At 48.8% G+C, this 21,659-nt stretch carries 21 protein-coding genes; 9 read left to right on the top strand and 12 right to left on the bottom strand.

Going from position 1 to position 21,659, the window contains the following annotated elements; translation table 11 throughout:
- Positions 1 to 11: 11 nt before the first annotated feature.
- A complete protein-coding gene (locus tag FH603_RS17035) occupies positions 12 to 1,673 on the bottom strand; it encodes a carboxylesterase/lipase family protein (RefSeq protein ID WP_186738766.1) in 1,662 nt (553 codons plus the stop codon).
- 157 nt (positions 1,674 to 1,830) lie between these two features.
- On the opposite strand from FH603_RS17035, the gene FH603_RS17040 reads away from it, so the two are divergent.
- Positions 1,831 to 2,769 carry a LysR family transcriptional regulator gene (locus tag FH603_RS17040; protein WP_186738768.1) on the top strand — a complete coding sequence of 313 codons (939 nt, stop codon included), beginning with the start codon at positions 1,831 to 1,833 and terminating at the stop codon, positions 2,767 to 2,769.
- On the opposite strand, the gene FH603_RS17045 is transcribed toward FH603_RS17040, so the two are convergent.
- From FH603_RS17045 to FH603_RS17080, 8 genes are all read right to left on the bottom strand, one after another.
- Positions 2,744 to 3,139 (bottom strand): (R)-mandelonitrile lyase, encoded by a 396-nt coding sequence (locus FH603_RS17045; RefSeq protein WP_186738770.1) that lies wholly within the window; start codon positions 3,137 to 3,139, stop codon positions 2,744 to 2,746. The genes FH603_RS17040 and FH603_RS17045 overlap by 26 nt on opposite strands.
- A 249-nt stretch (positions 3,140 to 3,388) precedes the next feature.
- On the bottom strand, positions 3,389 to 3,964 hold the full coding sequence (locus tag FH603_RS17050; protein ID WP_186738772.1) for a sugar O-acetyltransferase: 576 nt from the start codon (positions 3,962 to 3,964) through the stop codon (positions 3,389 to 3,391).
- Positions 3,965 to 4,046: 82 nt separating this feature from the next.
- On the bottom strand, positions 4,047 to 5,090 hold the full coding sequence (locus FH603_RS17055) for an NAD(P)-dependent alcohol dehydrogenase (protein ID WP_186738774.1): 1,044 nt from the start codon (positions 5,088 to 5,090) through the stop codon (positions 4,047 to 4,049).
- A gap of 284 nt (positions 5,091 to 5,374) precedes the next feature.
- Positions 5,375 to 7,612: a xanthine dehydrogenase family protein molybdopterin-binding subunit gene (locus tag FH603_RS17060; RefSeq protein WP_186738776.1), complete on the bottom strand. Its 2,238-nt coding sequence runs from the start codon at positions 7,610 to 7,612 to the stop codon at positions 5,375 to 5,377.
- A gap of 2 nt (positions 7,613 to 7,614) precedes the next feature.
- Positions 7,615 to 8,634 carry an FAD binding domain-containing protein gene (locus tag FH603_RS17065; protein ID WP_186738778.1) on the bottom strand — a complete coding sequence of 340 codons (1,020 nt, stop codon included), beginning with the start codon at positions 8,632 to 8,634 and terminating at the stop codon, positions 7,615 to 7,617.
- Positions 8,631 to 9,266, bottom strand: coding sequence for a (2Fe-2S)-binding protein (locus tag FH603_RS17070; protein ID WP_186738780.1), 636 nt, complete (start codon positions 9,264 to 9,266; stop codon positions 8,631 to 8,633). Before FH603_RS17070 ends, FH603_RS17065 begins: the two co-directional genes overlap by 4 nt.
- A gap of 273 nt (positions 9,267 to 9,539) precedes the next feature.
- Positions 9,540 to 10,040 carry a cyclophilin-like fold protein gene (locus tag FH603_RS17075; protein ID WP_186738782.1) on the bottom strand — a complete coding sequence of 167 codons (501 nt, stop codon included), beginning with the start codon at positions 10,038 to 10,040 and terminating at the stop codon, positions 9,540 to 9,542.
- 44 nt (positions 10,041 to 10,084) lie between these two features.
- Positions 10,085 to 10,576, bottom strand: coding sequence for a (R)-mandelonitrile lyase (locus tag FH603_RS17080; RefSeq protein ID WP_317171282.1), 492 nt, complete (start codon positions 10,574 to 10,576; stop codon positions 10,085 to 10,087).
- A gap of 250 nt (positions 10,577 to 10,826) precedes the next feature.
- Here FH603_RS17080 and FH603_RS17085 point away from each other — a divergent pair, with 250 nt between their 5' ends.
- Positions 10,827 to 11,792 (top strand): helix-turn-helix domain-containing protein, encoded by a 966-nt coding sequence (locus FH603_RS17085; protein ID WP_244968013.1) that lies wholly within the window; start codon positions 10,827 to 10,829, stop codon positions 11,790 to 11,792.
- 175 nt (positions 11,793 to 11,967) lie between these two features.
- Complete coding sequence (locus FH603_RS17090; protein WP_235985487.1) at positions 11,968 to 12,423, top strand: putative quinol monooxygenase; 456 nt, start codon at positions 11,968 to 11,970, stop codon at positions 12,421 to 12,423.
- 367 nt (positions 12,424 to 12,790) lie between these two features.
- Here FH603_RS17090 and FH603_RS17095 read toward each other — a convergent pair whose 3' ends face one another.
- Positions 12,791 to 14,020, bottom strand: a complete 1,230-nt coding sequence (locus tag FH603_RS17095; protein ID WP_186738783.1) for a PQQ-dependent sugar dehydrogenase — start codon at positions 14,018 to 14,020, stop codon at positions 12,791 to 12,793.
- Between the two features lie 339 nt (positions 14,021 to 14,359).
- Here FH603_RS17095 and FH603_RS17100 point away from each other — a divergent pair, with 339 nt between their 5' ends.
- The 6 genes from FH603_RS17100 (at position 14,360) to FH603_RS17125 (ending at position 20,071) form a co-directional block, all read left to right on the top strand.
- On the top strand, positions 14,360 to 14,908 hold the full coding sequence (locus tag FH603_RS17100; RefSeq protein ID WP_186738785.1) for a hypothetical protein: 549 nt from the start codon (positions 14,360 to 14,362) through the stop codon (positions 14,906 to 14,908).
- Complete coding sequence (locus tag FH603_RS17105) at positions 14,905 to 15,195, top strand: hypothetical protein (protein ID WP_186738786.1); 291 nt, start codon at positions 14,905 to 14,907, stop codon at positions 15,193 to 15,195. The genes FH603_RS17100 and FH603_RS17105 overlap by 4 nt, the downstream gene beginning before the upstream one ends.
- A gap of 563 nt (positions 15,196 to 15,758) precedes the next feature.
- On the top strand, positions 15,759 to 16,472 hold the full coding sequence (locus FH603_RS17110; protein ID WP_186738788.1) for an endonuclease/exonuclease/phosphatase family protein: 714 nt from the start codon (positions 15,759 to 15,761) through the stop codon (positions 16,470 to 16,472).
- Between the two features lie 92 nt (positions 16,473 to 16,564).
- The gene (locus FH603_RS17115; RefSeq protein WP_186738790.1) at positions 16,565 to 17,563 is read left to right on the top strand and encodes a hypothetical protein; all 999 of its coding nucleotides are present in this window, start codon (positions 16,565 to 16,567) and stop codon (positions 17,561 to 17,563) included.
- A 545-nt stretch (positions 17,564 to 18,108) separates the two neighbouring features.
- Positions 18,109 to 19,281, top strand: coding sequence for a three-Cys-motif partner protein TcmP (tcmP, locus tag FH603_RS17120; protein ID WP_186738792.1), 1,173 nt, complete (start codon positions 18,109 to 18,111; stop codon positions 19,279 to 19,281).
- Between the two features lie 64 nt (positions 19,282 to 19,345).
- Positions 19,346 to 20,071 carry a DUF5131 family protein gene (locus FH603_RS17125; protein WP_186738794.1) on the top strand — a complete coding sequence of 242 codons (726 nt, stop codon included), beginning with the start codon at positions 19,346 to 19,348 and terminating at the stop codon, positions 20,069 to 20,071.
- A gap of 19 nt (positions 20,072 to 20,090) precedes the next feature.
- On the opposite strand, the gene FH603_RS17130 is transcribed toward FH603_RS17125, so the two are convergent.
- Together FH603_RS17130 and FH603_RS17135 are read right to left on the bottom strand one after the other, a co-directional pair.
- Positions 20,091 to 20,684: a CYTH domain-containing protein gene (locus FH603_RS17130; RefSeq protein ID WP_186738795.1), complete on the bottom strand. Its 594-nt coding sequence runs from the start codon at positions 20,682 to 20,684 to the stop codon at positions 20,091 to 20,093.
- A complete protein-coding gene (locus tag FH603_RS17135) occupies positions 20,681 to 21,538 on the bottom strand; it encodes an HD domain-containing protein (protein ID WP_186738797.1) in 858 nt (285 codons plus the stop codon). Before FH603_RS17135 ends, FH603_RS17130 begins: the two co-directional genes overlap by 4 nt.
- Between the last annotated feature and the right edge of the window lie 121 nt (positions 21,539 to 21,659).

Genomic DNA, 21,659 nt, shown 5'->3' on the forward strand with positions numbered 1-21,659 from the left:
CATTACAAATTCTACAATCGTCCAATCGACCGCCACATAGCCAACTCCTGGCCGAATCGGTTATCGATGATTTCGCAGTTGGCATCAATACGCATGGTTGGCCGGGTTTTGAGGTTGAAGGCGGGCCATGCCGGTACGTCTTTGGCGGCTGGTTTACCCGTGCGGGCGAAGGTTGTCCAGAGTTCAGCAAAGTGATGAGAAGCCGTAAACCGTTCGGGGCGGTTGCCGCCGAAGAAGCTTTCTTTCGGTGCCGAACCGTCGCGGGGGGGCACTTCATTGTTGAACTTGAATGAAATATCCATCGCGTGGGGCGTGCCCATGGCGTAGTCCGTACCGGGGATCTTTTTCTCCGACTTGTAGCCGAAATTGTAGAGGTAAACCGGTGCCCCGCCCTGCTTCGTCTTTTTCTCGGCAATGTCTACCGAACCCAGCCCCATCATGGTAATGGACGAAACGGCAATGAAAATATCCGGTGCCGTAGCGTTGGGATTCGCTTTCCGATAGGTGTCGATAATTTTGGGGGTATCCTCGCCAAATTGCGTTTCCAGACGCTTGGGTAAGGTTTCAAACGTCAGTTTGGCAAATTCGGTATCCTTACGCTCCCAGGCGAAGAAGGTGAATTCGTCTTCATTCCAGCCAACCAGCAGGGGTTTGTTGCGGGAGATAGCCGGGGCCGTTGGATCGAAAGGATTATGGGGCAGGGCAACGCCATCGACAACCGGCGAAAAACCACCCGCTCTGCGTTCCATAAGGGGTTTCTTGTTGTTTTTCTCCTGAAACGGCGGAGCAAAAGGAAGCTTGGCCTGCATCGCCAGCAAATCAGCCGCTGGTACATCCAGCAGTTTTCGCCAGTCTTTCGGGGCGATGTTCAACTCTCGGAGCAGCATGGCCGTTGTTTCGGCGGCTGTCTCTTTGGACGCCATCCGAACGCCCGGCCCGCTCTCGATGGAAGCCTTGTTAAAGTAGGGAGCCGCGGATGGCATGGCGTACAAACAGGACGTCTTAGCCCCCCCGCCCGATTCGCCAAAGATCATTACGTTAGCCGGGTCGCCCCCAAAGCGGGCTATATTGTCGTGTACCCATTTCAGGCCATGGACAATGTCGAGCATGCCCATGTTACCCGAACCGGCATAGTCGGCCCCGGCAATGTCGTCCAGATACAGAAAGCCCAGAAGGCCCAGGCGGTGATTGGTCTGCACCACCACCACATCAAAATTCCGGGCCAGGTTCGACCCATCCTGACCGCCAGAAGCCCCGGAGCCAATCACGAACCCACCGCCGTGGCTATAGAACATAACCGGACGCTTCTTATTATCATTGGCCGGGGTCCACACGTTCAGGAAAAGACAGTCTTCTGAAGGAGCCGGTTCGTTCCGGCGTGGCCCCTGCATGGCCGGTGCGCCAAATTCGAGCGCATCCCGCACACCCGTCCAGGGGTCGAGCGGGGCAGGCCGACGGAACCGGCGATCACCGGAGATTCTACCGCCGTAGGGAATGCCCTTAAACAGATTGACGCCGTCTTTACGCATACCCCGAAGCTTACCGTAACTGGTGTCTGTGGTGACAAACTCATCGGCTTTGCCAAATCGAGAAAACCCATAGTTTGGCATTGTAACTACGGCCGAGGTGACGGCTAATTGCGCTAAAAAATCACGTCTCTTAATCGGGTTCATAAAAGAAAAGCTTGAGCTGGCGAAAGGATGAATTAGGTCAAATTTCAGCCTAAAAGGCAGAAATACAGTAGAAAAGTATTATTATAGTTTCTTACTTAATGATAAGAAATACTTATCATTGACGATAGCTTTACTGAGCGTTGTACAAACTCAACTAATGGAATTACGTCAGTTAAAATACTTCGTAGGTGTGGTCGAAGAACTTCATTTTGGTCAGGCCGCCAAGCGATTGTTCGTTACGCAACCGGCCCTAAGTCAACAAATAAGGCTACTGGAAGGTGAACTTGGTGTGGAACTGTTTGGGCTCATCAAACGGCAGCGGCAACACCGAGTGGAACTGACTCAGGCCGGGGCTCTTTTTCTGGAAGAAGCCAGACGGATTTTGCAACTGACTGACAACGCAATTCACAATGTGCGGCAGGCAGGTGCTAAAGAGCAGGCGTTGACGCTGGGCATTTTTAAGCTGATTCTGCCCCAACGCATCATTGGCATGCTTGAACTGTTTTCGGCTCACTTCCCCCTGATCGACATTAAACTGGTGGAGTTACCCAACCCGGCTTCGGTACAGGAATATGTCGCAAACGACCAGATCGATCTGGGCATGACGGTGTTGCCATTGGAGCACAAAGGACTAACGGCTACCCAGTATACCGAAACTGATTACACAGTTTTAATGAACAGACAACATCCGCTTTCCAGCCAACAGGTGGTTCGTCTCGATCAATTACATACCGAAAAATGGGTCGATCATGGCCCTGAGACCGGACTCTATTTCGGGCAGCTTGAGGAGGCTTGCCAGCAGGCTGGTTTTAATCGAAAAATCAACATCGCGCATTTTGTGCCTTCGTTCGATCTCCTGAAAAGCATGGTTCGGTTGGGAAAGGGAATTGCCTTCATTCCGGCTTCGCTGGATTTGCGAACAGACCCCGACCTGCTGTCAATGCCCATCGTTAACGCCGACGGTACGCCCTTCAAACAGGTTGTAATCCGACACGTGCTGGTCCACCGGTCCGAGCAAACGAAACCGCTGGTGCAGGCGTTGAGCGGGTTGGTGAAATCAACCTTTCCAATTACTTCCGGTACTGCTCTTCGCTGACTTTCTCCAGCCAGTCGACTACTTTTCCGTTCAGGTTTTCCTGCATGGCGGTATGGGTCATGCCGGTGGTAGGGGTAGCGCCGTGCCAGTGTTTCTCGTCGGGTTCAAACCAAACTACGTCGCCCGGATGAATTTCTTCAATTGGGCCACCTTCGCGCTGCACCCAGCCACAACCGGCGGTAACCAGCAGCGTTTGCCCCAGCGGATGGGTATGCCAGGCCGTCCGGGCACCGGGTTCAAAGGTGACACTCGCTGCGGCTGCGCGCCGGGCGTCATTGGCCGCAAATAAGGGGTCGATGCGCACCGCGCCAGTAAACCAGTCTTCCGGTCCTTTGCCCGAAGGCTGCGTACCAATTCGTGTGATTTTCATGATGAATTTCGTTTTGAGGTACTAAAAAATGTGATTAATGGATGATCGATTTTGTCATGGCTCCGGCCACCCGGCCCGACGCAGGAGGGATCTTTGGTAAAGATGCCCCCCCCCCGGTTTACCGAAGATCCCTCCTGCGTCGGGCCGGGTGGCCGGAGCCATGACAAAATCAACCACAATAACAAATGATTATCAAACACTTATATTTTACAGTGCCCATTAATCACGTTAAATAGCGTTGAATCTGAATTACAAAGCCTTGACAACTTTAGCGGGAACACCTGCCACTACGGTATTGGGCGGAACATCCCGGCTCACCACGGCACCGGCGGCAACAATCGAGTTTTCGCCGATGGTGACGCCGGGCAAAATGGTGGCCCCCGCGCCAATCCAGGCGTTGCGTTTGATCACAATCGGGCGGGGAATCAGCGTTGTTCGGTCCGCTGGGTCCAGCGGGTGGTTTTCGGAGGTTAAATTGACGCGCGGGCCGATCTGAACGTCGTCTTCGATGCTGATGCCGCCAATGTCCAGAAATGAGCAGGCATGGTTGATGAAGATGTTTTTGCCTAACCGAATCGACCGGCCAAAGTTGGTATGGAACGGAGGGAAAACCGTGGTTGACGGGTCGATCTCGGTACCGATGATATTGCTTAACTGAGTACGTACCTGATCGGTGCTGGTAGCCGACGCGTTCATTTCCACACACAACCGGATGGTGCGCGCCACGACTTCGCCAAACCGCCCATACTCCGGGTCATCCTTGCGGAGTAGCTCACCGGCTTGCAGGCGCTGGAAGATATCGGTGAGGTCTGATGGGTTACTCATAAAATTAAAACAGGTGATAGCAGACGGAAAAGAGTGGGGCCTGAACAGACGAACAGGCCCCACTTACGAAAAATAATAGCTGTTACAGCGTTGCCATGTCGATGACAAACCGGTAGCGCACATCGCCTTTCAGCATCCGTTCGTAGGCCTTTTCAACGTCCTGGATCGGGATGAGTTCAATGTCTGAAACGATGTTGTGTTCAGCGCAGAAATCCAGCATTTCCTGCGTTTCGGGAAGCCCGCCAATACTCGATCCGGCGATACTTTTCCGACCGGGAATCAGGCTGAAGGCCCGCAGGGCAGATGGCGTTGGTGGCGCACCCACACAAATATGCACACCGTCCGTTTTTAGCAGCGACAGATATACATTGTAATCGTGCTCGGCAGAAACCGTATCCAGAATAAAATCATAATAGCCTGCTACCGATTCGAGTTGAGCCGGGTCGCTGGTGACTACAAATTTATGGGCACCGAGTTTTCGGGCATCGGCTTCTTTAGCGGGCGACGTGCTCAGCACGGTCACTTCAGCCCCAAAGGCTACGCCAAATTTTACGCCCATATGCCCCAGGCCACCCAGACCAACAACGGCCAGTTTATGACCCTTGGCTAAACCCCAGTGCCGCAGGGGTGAATAGGTCGTGATACCCGCGCAGAGCAGGGGAGCCGTAGCGGCCAGGTCCAGCTTGTCGGAAATGTGCAGCACAAAATCCTCATGAACCACAATCGTGTTGGAATAGCCGCCGTAAGTAGGCGTCTTTTTATCCTGTTCGAGTCCATTATAGGTCTGGGAATTGCCATTGATGCAATACTGCTCCAACCCGCGCTGGCAGTTGTCACAAGCGCGGCAGGAGTCGACCAGACAGCCCGTACCGGCCAGATCGCCCACGGTGAATTTGCGTACCTCGGCCCCAACCGCGACCACGCGACCAACAATCTCGTGACCGGGCACCATGGGGTACATGCTGTTGCCCCACTCGCCCCGGACCTGGTGAATATCGGAATGACAGACACCGCAATAGGTTATATCGAACTGAACATCGTGAGCGCCGAGTTCACGACGCTGAAAATCCCAGGGAGCCAGTCCCGATTCTTCATGTTGAGCAGCGTATCCTTTTGTTGTAATCATTGTTTTTTTAGTTAAAATCTGGCGTAAAATGAGCCTTCGTTAGTCGCTTTATACGCGCCAAATCAAGGGTAATGCTACTGTGCCAGTGACGTTTTTCGTTTTGTTGATCGTTGATTAAGAAAGCTATTGATAACACTTCAGTTTTTTGTCATGCTGACGTAGGAAGCATCTTCGGGCTAGCTAAAATGGACTTATCCGAAGATGCTTCCTACGTCAGCATGACAAAAAAACTAGTCAGAATACTCTAAATTACTTGTACTTGAGTACTTAACGTTAACCCCTTTTTACACAGCCCGTAGCAGCTTGTCCGGCGTAATGGGCAAGTCGCGAACGCGCTGACCGGTGGCGTTGAAGACCGCGTTGGCGACGGCACCGGCAAACCCGATCAGGGCAATTTCGCCCATGCCTTTGGCTCCCATCGGGTTAATGATGGGGTCGGGCTTGTCGATCATGATCGTTTCGATGGCCGGTACGTCGGCGTGGACCGCTACGTGGTAATCGGCTAGGTTGTTGTTCACGAAGCGGCCAAACCGGTGGTCGATGATGGCTTCTTCGGTCAGGGCCATGCCGATGCCGCCCGCTACGCCACCAATCATCTGACTGGCCGCCGTTTTTGGGCTGATGATCCGGCCTGAATCGGCCACGCTTACGGCTTTCGACACGCGCACCACGCCCGTTAGCGGGTTGACACGTACCTGCACGAAATGCACCGAAAACGAGTACATCGAGTACTTGCCCAGTTCCGGACCGCCTTTCGAATCTGCGCTTTTGTCGATCACCGTCAGGTTGTTAGTCCGCATCAGGTCGCTCAGAGCCACTTTTTTTCCGGGCTCTTTTTCAATAGACAGCATACCATCGGCCATCATTAACTCATCCGCCTGCCGCCCCGCCAATTGACCACCGTCTTTGACGGCCAGGTCAACCAACTGTTTTTTGATTTTCGTACACGCGTCGTACACCGCCGATCCCACCGCCGAAACAATGGCCGAACCGCCCTGCGTGGGCGCTTTCGGTAGCGACGTATCGCCGTAGGCTACCTTGATCCTGTTGAGCGGTACGCCCAGTACGTTGTGGGCAATCATGGTCAGGGCCGTTCCGGTGCCGGGGCCAATGTCGGTCACGGCGCTCTGTATCGTTAGTGAACCGTCGGCGTTGAGGAGCGCCCGGGCCGACGCTTCCCACCGGAACGCGTTGAACGTACCGGTGCTCATGCCGTAGCCGATGAGCCAATCGCCATCGCGCTGACTAGCGGGCTCGTTTTTGCGTTTGTTCCAGCCAATGGCCTCGGCCCCGCGTTGATAGGCTTCTTTGAGGTTTTTGCTCGAATAGGGCCGGTTGTGCTCGGGGTCGGTTTCGGTGTAGTTGCGAAGCCGGAATTCGATGGGGTCGAGGTTCAGTTTATGCGCCATCTCGTCCATCGCCGATTCGAGTGCAAAGGCTCCCGTGGCTTCACCCGGTCCGCGCATCCAGATGGGCACACTGCGGTCGAGCCGCACGATGCGGTAGCGGGTGCTTACGTTCGGGCATTCGTACATGAACTTGGTCATGTTGACGGTTGCTTCCGTAAAGTCTTCGTAGCTGGCCGTTTCGGCCGTTGCCGCGTGAGCAATCCCGATCAGCTTGCCGTTGCTGTCGGCACCCATGTTGATGGTCTGCACCGTATAAGGCCGGTGACCGACCAGCGTAAACATCTGGTCGCGCGTCATAACCAGCTTCAGCGGGCGACCAATTTTTCGGGCAATGGCCACCACCGCCGTTTCCTGCGGCCAGGTACGTAGTCCCATACCAAAGCCGCCCCCCATGAATTCGGTATGCACATGGATTTTCTTTGGGTCGATCTTGAACGCCTGCGCCATAGCATCCTGCGTGGCGTTTACACCCTGCGTTTTGGCGTAGATCATCAACGAATCCGTTCCGGTCCAGTGGGCCAGAATGCCGTGCAGTTCCATTGGGTTGTGCACCTCAACGGGAATCGTGTAGTTGGCTTCCAGCGTAACGGGTGCCGACTGATAACCGTCGGCTTTGCCCCGCAGGTAGTCGCTCGATCCGGGTCTGCCGGGAGCAATGCCTTCGGCTAAGTGCTTTTCCAGATCGGTACGGGCAGTTTGTTTGGTATAGGTCGCCTTCACCAGCGAAGCCGCGTAGGTGGCCCGCTCGAAACTGTTGGCCACCACCATCGCGATGGGTTGCCCGTCGAACAGAATTTTGGGGCTGCTGAGAATTCGATATTTCTCTATCGTATCCGGTTTGGGCGCTGGTCCGTCAGCTTCTCCGCCAACAGGAGCATCCCAACCCGGGATGGGCGGCATATTCTGGTGCGTAAACACGCCCAGTACGCCCGGTGCGCCCTGCGCTTTTTTGGTATCGATACTGGCGATGTTACCCCGGCCAATTTCGCTACCGACAATGACGCAATAGGCCATGTTGGGCAGCTCAAAATCGGCGAAGTATTGCGCCCCGCCGGTCACTTTCATCCGTCCATCGACCCGGTCGATAGGCGGATTTTTTAGGTCTTTCGTCATGATCAGGCGGTTTTAGTGGCGGTTTTCAGCGCGTCGATTAGGGAGTTGGGCGCGAGGGTCAGTTTGAAATCGTTTTCGCCATAGCCTTTTGCGCCGTTCATTGCGATCGTGGCGGCCTGTTTGAAATTGGCTTCTGTAGCGGGTTTACCCCGCAAAAAATGCTCAGCTTCGGTCAGCCGCCAGGGCTTGTGCGCTACCCCGCCCATTGCCAGCCGAATGTCCTGAATGGTATCCCGCTTCATGTCAACGGCAACGCCTACCGAGATAAGCGCGAAGGCATACGAAGCCCGGTCACGTACTTTCAAATAGTGCGAATTGTCGGCAAATTTGTTGGTGGGAATATCGACCGACATGATCAATTCGCCGGGAAGCAGCGTGTTGTCTTTCTGGGGCGCATCGCCGGGGAGCCGGTGGAAATCGCCGAACGGAATTTTCCGGTCGCCCTTCGGCCCCGACACGTTTACCGTCGCATCCAGCGCCACCAGCGCAATGCACATATCGCTGGGGTGAACGGCAATGCACTTGTTAGAGGTACCAAAAATGGCGTGCATTCGGTTGATGCCGCCGATGGCTCCGCAGCCCGATGGCCCGTTTGGTTGCCCTTTGTCCGGGCCAGCCTGCACAGGACTACGCTTGTTGCAGGGCATCGATGGATCGTAGAAATAGGGACAGCGCGTACGTTGCATCATGTTCCCGCCTACGGTCGCCATGTTCCGTAACTGAGCCGAAGCACCCGCGTTGAGTGCCATCGATAACAGCGGAGCGTGTTTTTTTGCCAGATCATGGTCGGCAACGGCTGAATTCTTAGCCATGGCCCCAATCCGCAAACCAGTACTTGTTTTCTCGATGGTTGCCAGCGGCAGTTTGTTGATGTCGACTAGCCGCTCAGGCACCACGACCTCACGTTTTATCAAATCGATGAGGTTGGTACCGCCCGCCAGAAAGTACGTGCCGTTTTCCTGCGAAAGGGCCGATACGGCGGCTTTTGGGGTTGTCACCCGCGTATATTGAAATTGGTTCATACCCTGACTCCCCCCTGTTTTACGTCCATAATCGCATCCACTATGTTGGCATACGCCCCGCACCGGCAAATGTTGCCGCTCATGTACTCCCGAACCTCGTCGGGGTTGTTGGCGTGCCCTTCGCGAATACAGGCCACCGCCGACATGATCTGTCCGGGGGTGCAGTACCCGCACTGGAAGCCGTCGTGTTTGATAAAGGCTTCCTGCATAGGGTGCATCTGATCCAGCGTGCCCAGTCCCTCAATCGTCGTTACTTTACAGCCTTCAGTAGTCATCGCCAGCGTGAGACAGGCATTGACCCGTTGGCCATCGACGTGTACCGTACAGGCTCCGCACTGACCGTGGTCGCAGCCTTTTTTGGTGCCCGTCAGATGCAGTTGTTCGCGCAGTAAATCGAGCAACGTTACGCGTGGCTCAATGGATAGTTTGCGCATTGTACCGTTGATGTCGACCTGAAGCGGCATCTGCTCGAAGGCAGCGGCCATTTTCTCATCCAGGCCGTTGTCGATGGCGGCACTGGCAGCTACTGGCGTCAGGGCCAGGGCTGCCAGTGCGGAGGATTGTTTCAAAAAATTTCGTCGGGACGAGTCGGCGTTTCCGAACTCGTCCTCCAAGTGTTCATACTCAGCCATAACGTCGGTTGGTTTAGTACTGTTGAAAAGCTATTTTCAAGTCTCTCTTTTTTATGAAATCAGTGTGTTTTTGCCTTCCAGTTTTCTGCCTTCTCGTCGCTTTTTTGTCATCCCGACGACAGGAGGGATCTTCGCTAGAAGGCTGTTTTTGCCACTAGCGAAGACCCCTCCTGCCGTCGGGCCGGGTGGCCGCTGCCATGACAGAACCGTCGGCATGACAAAAAAATCAGCAGTTTACCCACTTAGAACTGTCATTGCGATTCACACTCGCAACTACTCCAGTTCGAACGTGACCGTTACGCTTCCCGCGCCAAGGGCAGCTGCCAGACCAGATGGATTATTGACCCTTCCTAGTCTAGTATAACTGTAGGATGTTGGAAACGTTTTATAGAATAGTACCAGCGTATTTGAACCGTATAGCGTCAGATCGCCCGTTTGGATTGTTCCGGGGTTCGATGCACTGGAGGGCAGGTCTTTGGGGAGGTTGTAATACTTCTCGTTTCCGTTTAGCTCAGTCATTGAAACGGTCAATGGCAACCGGGCTTTAAAGGCCGTAACGGTTGCCTTATTGAGCAGCGTTGCCGTAAACGTGGTCGAGCCAACCTTGATTCTTAACCGGCTGCCCGCCGTGTCTGTGGGAACGCTGTTGTTATTCCCTTCGCCCGATGGGCTGGAAGCAATGCTGTCGTCCATGGTACATACCGAACGCGGCCCGGCCGTTGTGCCGATGAAAAATAGGATGAATGGGACGAAAAGTGTGACTGATCTGGACATAATCTATTTTCGGAGATGGTATGCCGGAGCGGGTCTATTGTCTTTTACCGAGTTGCTTTGTATTCTTCATCTGTAACGGCCTGTAGCCAGTTGACGATGCCTTTTTCGGTATTGGGGAGAATATACAAATGGGTCATGCTACTGCCAGGGCTGGCCCCATGCCAATGAGTTACATTAGGCGGGCATTTAACCACGTCGCCCTTCCGAATCACTTGTTTTGGTCCCCCTTTTAGCTGGTGGTATCCGACACCATCTGTGACAAGTAGTAGCTGCCCGGCCGGATGAGAATGCCAGTATGACCGGGCTCCTGGCTCAAATACAACACTGCCTGCGACAGTCGTATAAGTCGAGTCATTCGCGACAAGGCTCGTAACCCAGACTGTACCCGTAAAGGTGTCAGAAGGGCCTCTCGTTGCTTTTGTTGGGCCGTCTGCTTTCACAGTTTGGGCCATAACGGAATTGACTACCCCTAAAAATAGGCTACATAAAAGGCTATAAGTAAGCAGCTTGCCAAACGTTCCGGTTTGTGTCTTCATAAGTACTGAGTTTTACTGCAAACGTACCTGAACCAGGCTGGTAACTTTATAGTAAAACCAAAGTACTTTTTATGAAAAACACATATTTTATGAAAAGCGCATATTTCTACAAAACGAGAGTTTAGTTAGCCATCTACACTCAAAAACCAATTTTATTATCTATGCAATTGATAATAAGCGCTATATAATCAGTTGACTTAATTTTATTGAACGTAACGACACTTTTGCCGTTACCCTGCCGTTTGAAAGAATGATGAAAACACGACCGCACCGGCGGGCCGTAGAAGCCCAGCCTATCACGATGGTGTACGATATGCCATCCGTACTGCCGCCCGGCACTACCCCCGTCAGCCGACTCTATTACGAAGACTGGAATATTAAGGTAGTAGACCGTGAAAAAACCGGTTGTGATAACTACCTGACGCCTAACCGCCGGGATTTTTACAAGATTATGTTCATGACCAGCGGCACCGGCATGAAAACGATGGGCAAAGAGAACTACTTCATCGACGAGCGCACCATTCTGTTTTTGCACCCCAACGAAATCGTATGCTGGCGCAATGCGTCGCCCACGGTGGGCGGGGGTATTTTCTGCATGTTTAAAAAGCGGTACCTCGATCAGCACCCCTCGCTGAAACTGATCATTGATCGCTATAAATTTTTCACCGAGAAAAAGATTCTTCGCCTGTCGGAAGAGTCAGCTAAAATGATTCACAGCCTGTTGACCCAGATGAAAGCCGAAGCGGCCTCGGGCGACCCACTGGCCGAAGAAGCCATGCAGGCGTATGTGCAACTCATTCTGGTCGAGAGTCTCAAAGGCACTGAGTATGCGCCCGTAGGCGAGATTTCCAACGACTACAGCCATGTGTATGATTTCTTTACCCTGCTGGAAAAAGAAACGAACCTGGCCAATATCGACAACCCGATCCGGATACGAACGGCCCGGGAATATGCCGAGAAACTGAACCTGAACCCCAATTACCTGAATGGTCTGGTGAAGAAGCACACCGGGCAACCCATCAGCACCCTCATCAAAAATCGCTTAATCGAAGAAAGCAAAGCCCTGCTGGTGCAAACTGCCTGGACGTTGCAGGAAATCAGCCAGATTATCGGCTTCGCTGACCAGCCGAACTTCAGTCAGTTCTTCAAAAAATACGTCGGCATAACGCCCAACGAATTCCGGCGCTCGCCCATCTCGCCCGATTATGAAGGGTAGGGGAACAATAGGTAAATCCGCCAGTCGAATCGCCTGCGAAATAGGGCTTAAGTATCCCCAGCACGTTAACCGCTTATTTAGCCAACGGGTTGGCCAATCGACCAGCAAACACAGGGTGCCCAATCAAAATTAGGGGCTGTCGGTCCGAAAATTATCCAGTTTTATTTCTTGAAAAATGCCTGACATGACAGACAAACGCAACTTATTGAATCGGGAAGGAGTGCAGCATACTATTCATTTCAGCGGTTTATGGCTGTGTCGTTTACTAGCGGTCAATCTGCTGCTATTGGTATCGGCTGGCCATACGTTCAGTCAAACGAAAACTCAAATGGTACGAATCGCCAAAATTGTCGTTGATCCGGCCCAATTGGAACCCTATAAAGCGGCTCTCAAAGAAGAAATTGACGCGTCGGTACGCCTTGAACCCGGCGTATTGACCTTGTATGCGATGTCTGACAAAGACAATCCTACACACATCACGATCCTGGAAATATACGCGGATACCGATGCCTACAAAGCACACATTCAAACACCCCATTTCCTGAAATATAAAACCGGCACCAAAGACATGGTCAAGGCACTGGAACTGGTAGAAACCGTCCCCTTAATACCCGGCATGAAGATAAAATAGTTGGCCACGGCACTAAATACCGGCGGGGAGGATATGAATAAGTTGAGCTGTCAACTCATTCTCAAAAATTGGTTAGTCGAATCGGATAAGCCATTGTGAGTTGGTCAATATTGGGCTGTGTATCGCTTGAAGAGCAAAACGACCATTGCCGCCAAAAATACGTGATAAACTCCAGCAGGATAATCAGGCCGGGCGGGAACGTACCTACCCATTTTCCTCTGCTTTTTGACGCTGTACCTGACTAATCAACAGAGCCTGCGTGCTGATCTCAGATGATCTGACAGTTCATCGGGCTCGATTAAATGAGGTTGAAAGTGATGCTCGTTCGAGACACAGGCTAAACGTACAGACTACGATTCCTCATCCATTAGTTTCTGTCGATGCGGTATAATCTCCCCTGGTCGGTAATCGCATACAGGGCACCGTCCGTTCCCTGGGTGATATCCCGAAAACGCTGGTTTTGATCGGCCAGCAACCGTTCTTCGCCGACAACCCGATTGTTATCGATCACCAGCCGGGCGATGTGCGTGCCGCTCAACGACCCAATGAAGAGGTTGTTTTTCCATTCGGGAATACGATCGCTGCTGTAGAACGTCATACCACTGGGTGAGATGACCGGGTCCCAGTAATAAACGGGTTGTTCCAAACCCTCCCGCTGCTGAATGCCATCCCCAACCCGGCTACCACTATATTCAATTCCATAGGTGATGATCGGCCAGCCGTAGTTGGCCCCCGGCCGAATGTGGTTCAGTTCGTCGCCCCCTCTTGGCCCGTGTTCACTTTGCCACAGATCTCCTGTTACCGGATGGATAGCCAGGCCCTGCGGATTACGATGCCCATAGGTATACAATTCGGGGCGGGTACCCGCCAGCGGATTTCCGGAAGTGGGCTGACCTTGTTTGGTGATGCGCACAATTTTTCCCAGGCCTGAACTCAGCGACTGTGCCTGAGCCCGTGTCGCCAGGTCGGAGCGTTCGCCTGTGCTGGCGAGTAGGTTCCCCGACTGATCGATCACTAGCCGACCGCCATAATGAGCCGTTCCCCGGTAAGCCGGCAGAGCGCGGTAAATGACCGTTGCCCCCTCGATCCGGGTCTCATCGGTCGACAAGGTGCCCTTGGCTATAGCCGTCAGATTACCATCGGGACGCGCTTCCGAAAATACCCAGTACACCATTCGGTTGGTGGCAAAATCGGGATCGACCCGAATACCCAACAAGCCCCCCTGGCCCGCTGAATTGACCGCCGGTATGCCCGTAATTGGCGCTCCCAGCTGACCTGTTGGGGTGACGATGCGCATGGTCCCGCCTTTCTCGGTAATGAGCAGTCTTCCATCGGGTAGGCTGGTAATACCCCAGGGGCTTCTAAGGGCTTCAGTCAGGACGCTGCCTGTGTAGTTAGTGGTTGACCGGACACCTGCTATTCGCGTCTGGCCCGCAAATGCAGAGCGGTAGGAAGAGTTAGGTGGGGCCGTCTCCACCGAGGCAAGACCAGCAGTATCCGGGCTGGTCGAAGTAGTAGCGTTATCGACTACGTCACGGGTGCAGGCACTAAACGAAAAAGAGGTGACTGCAATCAGGAGCAGGAATGAGTGGTTCATGTTATGTTGATGGTCGGGTGTATATGTGATTGAGCCAAAGCGCATTGACGCGTTTCCTTGTCCGGGAGTTATGTTCTACTAAAACGTAAATCCCCCTTTTCTTCTTGTCCGAATCAGAAAATCAGTTTACCAACGTTCTTTCGGGCTGGTGAGCCGCCCTAGAGGTCAACGTCAATCATTCAGAGTAATTCGCTCATTAAGTATATATTACCAGGTAACACAGCTTATTGGCAGCATTGTTGCTCCGTTAAATCAATTACGATCAGTGAGTTATGAAAAAGATTAAATTGCATTCAAATCCGCCCCCAGCCTATTAGCATAGGTATTTTGAAGTAAAAAATGAAGGAAAGTTCTACGTGGTTTGTGTCTATTTTACTTATAATAGTCGTCATTCTGATTCTGATACCGATAGGCTACTTGTTGTTACGATTTGTCAATACGGCCAGGGATGATCGAGAGGTCTATGAAAGCAAAGACTACTTTTACCTGTTTATTAACGGCTTTTTCCCCTTCCTGATGCTTGGGGCAGAAGGGGCCCTGAAATGGTTTAACAACAGCACCGAACTTGGATCATTCTGGATAATTGGCACCATAAGTGCCGCCATTGGGTTACTACTAGGCAACGTCAAGCCTAAAGAATTAATTACAAACCAGGCACAGCTACAAACCGATCCAGACCTTCATTATGAGTTCATTGTGTTCCATAAGCGCGATAATAACATTATGCGCTGGTGTTGGTTGTTACTCTTTGTAGAGTTCGTTTTTTGGGTTTTGGCTAGTATCGCTGTAACCAAAAATGAACTTTTCGATTTTTGGACTAATCTCATATTGACAATAGCTATTTACGGCGTGTCGTTATACATGAGCTATAGAAAAGAACTGGTATGAACGTTTTAAGCCCTGAAGTCGTGGGATATCTGGTCACAGTAATAAAGATTGCGATTGTAGGACTGCTGCAAGTCCTGATCTTTAGTATGCTATACAGACGGATGCAGATCCAGAAAAAATCGCACAGGGGCGATGTCAGTTTTAAGACCTACCGCCAGGTTTCCAGGAAAAAAGGCAACAAGCCGGGTAAGGCAACTAAAGAGCCTGAGGACCTTTTTTCCCATCTTGCTCATGAATATAGTCGTGAAACAACGGGACATATGGGGTTTCATCGCAGACATCATTAAGGTCTCTATCGATCATCAACCAGTAGTCATTCCAAATCCTTAGGGTTTGACAAAAGAACCTCCTTTCGTGGCTTTGAGCATCTACCACAATGCCAAAGTCGGAAGGGAGGTTTTTTTATGTCGACGGCATACGATTAAAAAAGGCCATCCCGGCCCCTCAGTCAATAGCCACATCAAGATAATTGGTGGCTACCTTCTCACCCCTGTTCATCCGCATCCTGCTGCTACGGCACCCATAACGCCGTCAATGACAGTCGCCCGGAAAACGTGCGAGCGGCCGACCGAAACAGCTGGTTTGTGCCGGGCTTCGCCTGGTCGCGAGTAAGACAATCATATAAGTAATACTGGTCTACTAGGAAAGCTAAAGTTTATTGATTCAAATAATCATAATCTACAAGTCTAAAAATATATAGTTTTTGTCTAAAAAGTGCGCATACGCATCGCCCCAACCAATGACCTTTGTTGCGTCCTAAGCGCAGGGTTACGCATGCTGAAATGCCAGCCAGCTCCTAACTTTTGACAGTTGCCAGGCTCCTCTTCCTTAACCTTATTGATCTTGAACAATGCTTATCTCATGGAATTCTCAGGGAAAAAACCCGACCTCCTACATCCTGGCCAATGAGCAGGGTTTCACGGGTCAGTACAAGGTCAAACCCGACTTCATCTGTATTCAGGAAGCGGGCGGCTGGCAGCCACACATTAATGGCAACGACATACCCTGTCTCTGGAATCCATTACCCTCGTATGGGTACTACAATCAGTTAAAGCGGGTGACCATCAACACCGAAAATTACATCGGTTATATGGTGCCCTGGCAGGCCAGCCTGAAAGGGAACGATCGGTGTACACTGGTCATACTATGGCGCGAAAGCCTGGGAACATACACTGACTTTGTTATTCAGGGATGGCATGATGGTCATGATACGCACCGGCCTGTTTTCTGGATAAGTACCAGTTCAGGCAGCCTTGGTTGTATACACGCCCCATCGGGGGGCGGGCCAACGACCTATCAATATATCCTTGGCGCCATTGCTCAGCTGAACTACTACGCACCAGCCAGCAACTGGATCATGGCGGGTGACTTCAACTATCCGGCCGCCACGATGAAGTCCAATCTGCCAGTGGGGGTTAGCCTGATCGATACGGGAGAAACGACCCAGAAGAGCGGTGGCAACATTGACTACCTGCTCCATAGCCATATCAATCAAACGTATTCAACGGCCGCAGCCGCCGACTATTACGTCCAGTCAGATCATTTGCAGGTACGTTTTATCTAAGCGGGCCTTACCGCCCCAGAGGTAAAGCCAAACGTTCATTACCACAATTTTTTCAGTTCATACTTCCAGTTCACCTTTTAACCAAAAAAAACATGGGACGCTCAAAATCGATTGACGAGAAAATTAAAGACGACGAAAAATTCAGAGAGTTCATGAACAAGCTTGCCGACGAGGCAAAGCTTGAAGAAGATCGTATTGCCGCTCAAATTGACGCGGTTGTCAAAAAACAGTATGAAGATAATGGCTGGGACCACGGTCGTTTATTCGGTAACCGGCAGAGCGACTACCAGAATTACAGTGAATGGAGTTTGACGAGGGTCAACAACATTATTGATTCCCTGGGCAAATCCCTTTCCGGTGGTGATTTCCCCTCCAAAAAGCTGCCGGGCTCCGAAGAAGCACCGAAGTCGACTATTGAAGCGACCAAGGAATTTCTGGGCGTCTTTGCTGGGGATTACAGTTTGATCATTGCGCGGGTGCAGGCCCTTATCTCAGGCATTCTGTCTCAGTTTTCGGTTGCCTCGGATGCCTCACGAAAAACGGCCTTACGCGACATGCCGCTTTCTGGTGGCTTACACCTGTTCTTCGGCTCGTCGGGCATGGTGTATACCAACAATACGTTTTTCTCGAATCAATTTATCGGCACTTTCCAGATCGTCTTCGAGGTGTACATGAGTGTCGATGAGGCACGGGCAATCAGCCTTCAGCAAATTCTGGTCGCAACCGATAAAGAACTGACTATACTGAACCAGTTAATCATCGACATTCGGGAGGAGCAGGCCAAAAGTTTGAAGAAGATCCTGAAAGAGACGCCACAGGATTACGCATCGACCTACGCGACCTATAAAGTTGCCCTGGATATGGTTAAGCTGGACCGGGATGAGTTGTTGCAGCAGTATTCGAAATACAAACAGGTGGTCGACACGGTAGAGTCGCTGTACGACAAACTCGATTTGTCGGAGTTCAGCATCCACGCTAATTCAGGAGACACCTTGTCGTTGCCCGCCTTATTTAATGAGTGGGAACTACAGCTTGCCAAGCGATATATCCACGAGAAAGTTAACCAGGGTCAGCCGCATGAAGTACACTAGAAAGCCAGCAACCCGCACCGAGCGTCAATAACCAAAGCTCTTCAAGACTGCGTTATTGATAACTACGTCTCTACCAGCGAAGCCCGGATCAGAAACGATTCGGGCTTCGCTGGTTTTGATCAGGAGACCAATGGTAAGGTAGTGACCTAACTTCGCTGAACTAGGTAAATTTATGAATAGTATTAGAAGCTGTTACCTGCAAGCATTGTGGCCAAACTCGACAAATCAGACACTATTGCATAACTCGTGCTTGTACCCAGCGCTACTGATGCTATACACTAGGACCATATGGATATAAAATTAAAGATAATCGGTTGTTTGTCAGCAATTTATGATGTAATAAAAGAGGTAGGCTGTTACTGGCCATTTTATGATAGAACGCTTGCTACTGACTAACATATAAATCCAACAAGTAACTTATGAGCTAAATCTACTTTTAAACAAAATATATCTAAATTTATGTATCGATAAAAACTCAGCCTGTTTACTTGTGATAAACAAGTTACCTTGATAGTTTAATTTATACCTAATCCACACTTAAAGCGATGTCGAGAGCCCCTGAATTAACAGCAACAGAATTTTTCAAGGTTCCCCAGCCACATTCTTTAATTAAAGCCGACATAGTCAGTAAGTATATTATAAGTTGGGCAAAGATTATAATAAAAAGTAATTTACACTTCAAGAAAGACTCTCGTGCATATGTAGTGGACTTATTTAGTGGTGCTGGTAAATATGACAATGGAGAAAAATCAACTCCTGTAAAATTAATAGAAGCAGCTCTAGAAATTCCATACCTTAAGGAGAATGTAGTATTCCGCTTTAATGATGAGTCATTAGAGATGATCAAACGATTGGAAAAGAATATTAAGGATATACCAAATTGTGATAACTTTTCACACCCTATTAAGTGTACAAATTTTGATGCTGAGTCTGAGGAAGTATTTTCATGGTTTGTAAAGAATGCTAAAACTCTTAAGATACCGATGTGCGTCTTTATTGATCCCTTTGGCTATAAGCAAATTAGTCGAAACCTACTTAAAACTATCATTCAAGTACCTCAATCAGATATTATTTTTTTCTTCAATTACAAAAGAATAAATGCAGCACTAGGTAATGAGCAATTTGAATCAAATATGGATAAAATATTCGGAGATTTAAGAGTACAAAATATAAAAAGAGAAATGGAAACTGCTAAACCTATTCAAAGATCTGAAATTATTATTCGTCACCTAAATGAGTCACTTAATGAAATTGGGGCCAAATATGTTGTACCATATGTCGTAGTGCCAGAGGATGACGATCAAATATCACATTATATAGTAGGGGTTACGAAACATACTAGGGGATATGAGCTTTTTAAAAAGATAATGAAACAACACAGTAAGATTGGCTTAAGTGCAAAATCAAAGTTCGGTCACGATTTAGCCAGTTTACAAAGAGATAAACAGCAAACTCTGTTTGAAGAAGCACCTGATCCTATTAATGATTTGTCAAATCAGCTAAAAAAAGAATATGCTAATTCAACTGTAGCATTTGGTGTACTGTATAAATCTCATCACCCTACCACAAATTTTACCGAATCTGAGTATAAAGATTCCGTTCGTCGTTTGTTAGCTAATGGACAAGCGTTAATTGCTGAAGAATCAGAAACTCCAAATAGGAAAACAACAAAAGGACAACAATCCATACCTAACTACTTGGTTATTAAATTCTTGTGATATTTTTTTGCAACTATATGTTTTAATTGTATTATATTGCAGGCACAACTTTAAGATAATCAAAATGGCTCAATCTAATATAGAGTGGACTGAAATGACATGGAATCCTACCACGGGATGTGATAAGTTGTCGGCAGGATGTAAGTTTTGTTACGCTGAAGTAATGACAAAACGGCTGAAAGCTATGGGCCAAGAAAAGTATGCAGAAGGTTTTAAAGTAGTTCTTACTCACGATTCTGAACTTCTCAGACCACTTGCTTGGAAGAAACCTAAAGTTGTATTTGTGAACTCTATGAGTGATATGTTTCATCATAAGGTCCCATTATCATTTATACAGAAGGTTTTTGATACGATGAATCAATGTCCACAACATACTTTTCAAGTTTTAACAAAACGCGCTGAGATTCTTGAAGCGTATTCAAACGACTTACGCTGGACTGAGAATATTTGGATGGGAGTTTCTGTTGAAGACTATAGAGTACGTTATAGAATAGACCATTTACGTAGATCTAATGCTAAGATTAAGTTTTTATCATTAGAGCCCTTAATTGGCCCATTACCAAATTTAGACTTAACAGGCATTGATTGGGTAATCGTAGGAGGAGAGTCGGGAAGAAAACCACGTCCTATTAAAGAATCATGGGTTGAGAGCATAAGACAACAGTGTCAAGATGCTGGTGTTGCATTCTTTTTTAAACAATGGGGTGGTGTAAATAAGAAAGAGTCAGGGCGTTTATTAAACGGTCGCACTTATGATGAAATGCCCCGTATTAATAGCATACCACATTGACTTTGTGCAAAGATTTATATTATTCAGGCTTTAATGCATGCAAAAAACGCTCGTATTTACTTATCAATGAAGGTCTAGCAGACTTTGCTATCTGGCTGATGTGATTAATGGCTAATAAGTGTTCTGCGGTGTGACAACTTTCAATCTCGGCTTCAAAGAAAATATTTCCATTAGGAAGGTGCACTTCGTCAAGTTCAATAGTTAGATTTTCTGTCAGCTTTACTACCCATCGGTTATTTCTCATCCACCCAATACGTTTTAACTGATCTATGCCTAATCGTTCTAATTGAAGGGAAAACTCCTCTGGTAAATCTTCTTTAACATTAATTTCTTGCTTGATTTTTTTACTTACGTTAAGACTAATTTGGTGCTCTATTTCCAAACTCTTGCGAGTTCCTCCCTCATACGAGATTGGTAACTTCAACGTGATAACAGGGTTGTCCTCTAAAATAAAGCGGACTCTAAAAGTGGCCGCGCTGCAAGACAACTCTCCATGCGAATCATAGTACACATTTAGTTGCTTAGTACTTTTACAGATGGTTGCATGTTTGAGTAAAAGATTAAAGTCGTCTTGATCAAGCTCGATTTTGGATTCTATTTCGTACGCAGTCATGATTGAGAAGTTTGTTTTTCAGGCAAAGAAACTTGTCTAGCTTGGTCTCTAAGACTCTTGAGATTATCGATACTACTACCTTTGTAATAAATTCTACCAATCGTCTTTTCTTCCTCTTCTAACGCTTTTATCATCTTCGATTGACCAGTCCATCCTTCTGAAGTGTTTCCGTTTATTGAATAATATCCATCTTGCCCTCTCTTTAACAAGGCTGCCCCTTTGTTTAAATCTTTTGTGGCTTTCGGATCAATTCTGTCGAATAAAATTTCTCTACTTGTTCCTTCACATAATTTATTATATATATATGATAAATTATCTTGATCGCCTTCAAATACCCTTTTCCAAAGTTCTCGCTTTGCAAGTTTTTCTGCTAAATCAATTATTGATTTTTTATCAGTAAAGGAGTCAATCTTATATATTTCGTCCTTATTTTGTAGCAGGCGGAGAAATCGAACATCGCTCAAATTAGAGTAAGCGTCTACAAGATCTTTAGTATTATTAATATTGAATATGTCAATTTGTTCTATAGCAGCTACTTCACCGATTTCCCTGAACATTAATTCAATAGCTCTATTAGTCTTGTGATAGTAAATTTGCACAAACAATTCAAATCGTGCTTGTACAAAATTTTCGACTGCACGAACTCCACTCAATTTAATACCTAATCTATATGCAGTTTGAGTCTTACCTACACCATCTTTACTCTTTTCATAATAAACCAAGAATGATTTAAGGAGACGCTCTTTGTCATATAGACCGTAACTCACACCGATTGATCGGCTATCACGCTCCATATAATCCATTCTATCAGCGTCTATAGGAGCAGAAGCTACTAAATCATGTAGTAGAGGCATGTACTCAATAATACTAAATCAGAAGCTTCATGTCGTATATTAGTGGGATGAATTACTCGACTAAAATCAAGGAAGACTTGGATTTGTTGCAAACCATTGAAAAACAACAATATAAAGCTCA

Origin of the sequence: Spirosoma utsteinense (genome assembly GCF_014282275.1) — a bacterium.
In the GTDB taxonomy this organism is placed as follows: domain Bacteria; phylum Bacteroidota; class Bacteroidia; order Cytophagales; family Spirosomataceae; genus Spirosoma; species Spirosoma utsteinense.